This is a genomic window from Pirellulales bacterium (assembly GCA_035499655.1).
In the GTDB taxonomy this organism is placed as follows: domain Bacteria; phylum Planctomycetota; class Planctomycetia; order Pirellulales; family JADZDJ01; genus DATJYL01.
Genome location: DATJYL010000234.1, coordinates 1 through 4,643 on the forward strand (window position 1 = coordinate 1; position 4,643 = coordinate 4,643).

Consider the following 4,643-nt stretch of genomic DNA (forward strand, 5'->3'; position numbering starts at 1 on the left):
CTGCTCTCGCTGCTGCTGCGAAAAGAGCTGCGGTTGCGAATCGAGCTGTGGCTGTGCCGCTGCTCCTAGCTGCGGTTGCGCTGCTGCCCCGACTTGCGGTTGCAGTGCCCCGGCCTGCGGTTGCGGTGATTCTTGCTGCTGCGAACATCACTGCCATTTGTTCGGCTGGCTACACGAATGCTGCGAACGTTGCTGCTGCGAAAAGAGCTGCGGTTGCGAATCGAGCTGTGGCTGCTCCGCTGCTCCTAGCTGCGGTTGCGCTGCTGCTCCGACTTGCGGTTGCGGTGGCTAGTTGCATCCGAGACAACGGTGAAACCGGCGTCCGCCTGACCAGGGCGTAAGCTTGGTCTCGCTTCGGCGAGCCGGCCCCTGCGGCGGAACTTGGATTCGTGTGGGCCTGCATCGCCCACGCCATCCCGGTTTTATTCGTTGTGATAACAGGGCGGGCACAGCACCCACGTTCGGGCGAATCAAATCGCCGGCCGGGTCATGTTCGCCTGAAACAAGGACGCACATTAGCACGGGCTGCAATTGCCCAGGCTGCCATTTCATTACAACAAACGGCTCTCCCGAGGTTTCGGGATCGAGCCGTTTGTTGTTTTTTGCACTTCAATATAAAATTGCAAACTGAGCAGTAAACGAGCCGTTGGTTGTCACAACGAGGTCTAACATGTCTGACGATGTAGTGACTCAAGCCGTCTTTCACAAAGCAACGACGGAATTAAGTCGGCTCATGAACGATCTGAGTAAAGCAACGGAAGATTATTTGGCTAAAATCAGCGGCTCCAGTTGTAACTTCAGTCTCAGAGCCGATGGCTTTATCGGAGAAGGTGATCGAGCCTTCATTGAAATCCGCTTACCTGGCTATATGGAAGATGAGTTTACCGTAGCGAAGTTAAAAGATTATGGCATCGCCTTGAATCGCTTACTACGAGATATGATCCCAGCTTATTATCGCAAGCACTTCTCTTTCGAAATCAAATCTCTTCTCGTTGAAATGGGTGCCTACCCTATCGACCCGCGTTACTGTATCGGGGTGCGTGCTCGATGGGATGCTTGTTCCTCCTCGTGGTATAGGCATGAGCCTGCCTAGGAGTTGCAGCAAACAGGCAGTTTGCGATCCCAAAAAGCTTCCTGCAACCGACGTATTACGAAGAACGCGGCGCCGGGCAACGGTCCACTGCTCTGGGTTCGGCAAAACTGTGCCTCTAACTAATCAGCTACGGCGCTTGACTTTGCCCCATAGCATGTGCGAGGCTGATTGGCATGAGGAGGTGCGGTATGAGACCGCAATGTTGTCGTGAAGCAGCTATCTGCTTGCCGAAGTCGGTTATGTTAATGCTGCTCGGGGTAACGGCGCTGGCAGTTGCCCAATTGAATTGGAAACCGGTAGCTTGGGCCGAAGAAGACCGCGAAGCAGCGCTGCTCAAGCAACAGTTCCAATCCGGTGAGTTTGCTCCGGCGCTGGAAACTGCCCGATCGGCAAACAATACCGCCGATCGTGACGCCATCTTGGCCGAAGTGGCGAAAGCCCAAGCTTCGGCCGGCGATCGCCAGGCGGCGTTACAAACCATCTCGCAGATTGATGACGATCATACGATGGCCGAATCGCTGTCGGCCCTTCGTTCTCCACCACCTGCGCGTCCGGGCCATTTCGGCGGAAACCAGGCTGATTTCGACCAACTGATCGATCTCATTACATCAACCGTCGCGCCCCAGACGTGGAGCGAAATGGGCGGCCCCGGCAGCATCACTTCATTCCCGGGCGGCGTGTCCATCGATGCCAAAGGCGTGTTGCGCCCGCTCGTCAAGGTCGATCGTTCCAACAATCTCGCGGAATTGCGGCAGATCGCTGCGCAGCGCCCCTCCAGCGGCGATGTGCGGCAAAGTTCCGGACTGCGAAAAATTTCCTTGGTGCGCTTGGAGCGACAAGTGGAATTGCTTGCCGCCCAAGGCCAGCGCCCGACGGAAGAAATGCAAACGCTCGCAGGCTTGCAGCGAATTCAATACGTGCTGGTTTATCCAGAGCAGGGGGATATTGTGCTGGCCGGACCCGCCGGTGATTGGCGGACGGATTTTGAAGGCCGGCTGGTCGGCAAAGAATCGGGCCGGCCCGTGCTGCGGTTGGACGATTTGGTCGTGATTTTGCGGCGAATGATGTCGGGATCGGACGCGCCGTTTGGCTGCAATATCACGCCCACGGCGGCCTCGCTGGCCGATGTCAAGGCGTTCATCAGCGAATCGAACAAAGCTCCACTCAAACCTGGGCAACGCGACGCCTGGCTCAAACAGCTGCGCGAAAAGTTGGGGCAACAAAATATCGAGGTCTACGGCATCGATCCGCGCACGCGCGTGGCGCAAGTACTAGTGGAAGCCGATTATCGCATGAAGCTAGTGGGCATGGGCCTGGAAGAAGGGGTGTTCGGGGTGCCCAGTTATCTGGATATGATCGAGCTAGCGCCCGGGCAGTCGCCGCCCCCTATGGATGTATTGCGGTGGTGGTTCACGCTGAATTATGACGCGGTGGCCACCACGCCCCAGCGTGATGCCTTCGAATTGCGCGGCCAAGCTGTGCAAGTGCTCAGCGAAAACGAAATGCTTTCGGCTGCTGGCCAGCAACTTCACACGGGCAGTTCCGATGTGTTGAATCAGCAGTTTGCACAAAATTTTACCAAGCATTTTGCCGATTTGGCGGTAAAATATCCCATTTACGCCGAACTGCAAAATATGTGCGACTTGGCGCTCGTGTGTGCCTTGATGCGGAGCGAGAACTTGCCGGATAAAGTTCGCTGGCACATGCTAGAGTTCGGCGATCCGCAGCAATACCAGGTCCCCTTGGCCGTCGCTCCCAAAGCAGTAGATACGGTCATCAATCACCGCATCGTAAACAAAACGACCATCCTCGTGGGAGTCAGCGGCGGAGTGCGGATTGATCCAAATGCCCAACTGAAACCCGACGCGATGAAAACCGATGGCTACGCTTTGCCGGCATTGCGATTACATGATGCGCCAAAGAAGAACGACAGCCGTGAGCGCTGGTGGTGGGATTGAAGGACGGCGGCTTTGCGGTGCTCAGGTCGAATCACCGGGAGCATCGGAGAATTTTAGGACCGTGAGCTCACTTACTTGTGCTCCGGCCTGTCCACTGCGGCGGGCCAATTCTTCCGCGTCAGCTTGCGCCAACGCGCCCAGTTCCAGTAAATCGTTGGCTTGCGCGAGCAAGTGTTGATAGGCGCCATCCCACTCACTGTTAACTTCCAGTGGGTCAAGCCGTTCCAAGTCGAGTGCACCAACGCCCTTCGGTTGCTCGGCTCGCCGCTGAGGCGCATCGGAATTGTTCACGGCGCAGGCGTCGGTGGCGAAGTTCACGGTTCGATCGACTAAATACAGCGGCCGCCCGCGAACCTGATCGTAAATTCGCACTACATACTCCCCCAACATGCTAATGCCCAGGGCATTCAACGCAGCGAAAAAACTCATCGTCACTAACTGCGAAGTCCAGCCGGGAATCGCCAGGGAGGTAAACAACCGACAATACAGCGAATAACTGCTGACCGCCAAAAATACGGCCAAAGCCATCCAACCTAGCCAGGAAAACATCGCCAGCGGCAGCGAAGAGAACGAAAATATCGCAGTCTTGGCCAACCGCAACAGCCCACGCAACGAAACTCGCGGCCGCTCGTCGTAGCGTGAGCCCCGCTCTACAGGAATGCCGATTTGCGTAAAGCCTACCCACGACCGCAGGCCGGGAAGATACCGATCACACTCCCCCAGTGATGCCAAATGCCGCACTACTCGCGCATCAAGCAGGCTGAAGTTTCCCGCATCCACCGGGATGGGCGTACTGGAAATGGACGACAACAAACGATGAAACCCAGCAAACAGCACTCGCTTCCCCAGCCACTCTTTACGCCCGATGCGAACCGCATAGGCCACGTCGTACCCCGACTGCCAGGCCTCTAAAAACTTGCCGATGGCTTCGGGCGGGTCTTGCAGGTCGCTATCCATTAACACCACTGCATCGCCCCGGGCGTGCAATAGGCCGGCATGAATGGCTGCCTGGTGGCCAAAGTTGCGCGACAGATGCACCACGCGCACTTCCTCGAATTGGCGGCTTAGGCGATCCAGAGCTTCCGCACCGCCATCGCTGGAACCATCGTCGACGAAAATAATTTCGAACGTGGTCCGGCACGCCGTCAAAGCGGCCCGCAATCGCTGGCAAATTTCCATCAGTACGGCCGACTCGTTGTAGACCGGCAGTACTACGCTGATCAGCGAATCGGAAACCAACGGCCGAGTCGGAGGAATAAGCGGTTCGCTCATCGCCAGAATGATGCTGTTCGTTTGAATCGGAACTTCGCTGCCGTACCAAGCGGTTAATCGTTTCGCCGGCGCCAGGGCCAACCGGCCGCCGCCATCACCACCACCAACAAACTTAGGCCAAAACCTGAGGCCAAGCGGCCATAATGCAAGCTTTCGGGCTGGAATTTTAGGGTAATTTCATGATCGCCCGGCGCGATAACCACCCCCATAAAATCGCCATCGGTCCGCAGTACCGAGGCCGGCTGGTTGTCGACCCTGGCTTGCCAACCGCTATGGTAACTCTCGCCGACAACCAGCAATTGTAGCGTCGAACTTTTCAC

Annotated in this window: 4 protein-coding genes; 2 read left to right on the forward strand and 2 right to left on the reverse strand. The window is 56.8% G+C overall.

Going from position 1 to position 4,643, the window contains the following annotated elements:
* The first annotated feature begins 670 nt into the window (after window positions 1–670).
* A complete protein-coding gene (locus VMJ32_18315; GenBank protein HTQ40975.1) occupies window positions 671–1,093 on the forward strand; it encodes a hypothetical protein in 423 nt (140 codons plus the stop codon).
* Between the two features lie 239 nt (window positions 1,094–1,332).
* Window positions 1,333–3,051 carry a DUF1598 domain-containing protein gene (locus VMJ32_18320; GenBank protein ID HTQ40976.1) on the forward strand — a complete coding sequence of 573 codons (1,719 nt, stop codon included), beginning with the start codon at window positions 1,333–1,335 and terminating at the stop codon, window positions 3,049–3,051.
* Window positions 3,052–3,072: 21 nt separating this feature from the next.
* Here VMJ32_18320 and VMJ32_18325 read toward each other — a convergent pair whose 3' ends face one another.
* Window positions 3,073–4,323 carry a glycosyltransferase family 2 protein gene (locus VMJ32_18325; protein ID HTQ40977.1) on the reverse strand — a complete coding sequence of 417 codons (1,251 nt, stop codon included), beginning with the start codon at window positions 4,321–4,323 and terminating at the stop codon, window positions 3,073–3,075.
* Window positions 4,324–4,376: 53 nt separating this feature from the next.
* A partial coding sequence (locus tag VMJ32_18330) for a YfhO family protein (GenBank protein HTQ40978.1) occupies window positions 4,377–4,643 on the reverse strand: 267 nt, incomplete at its 5' end.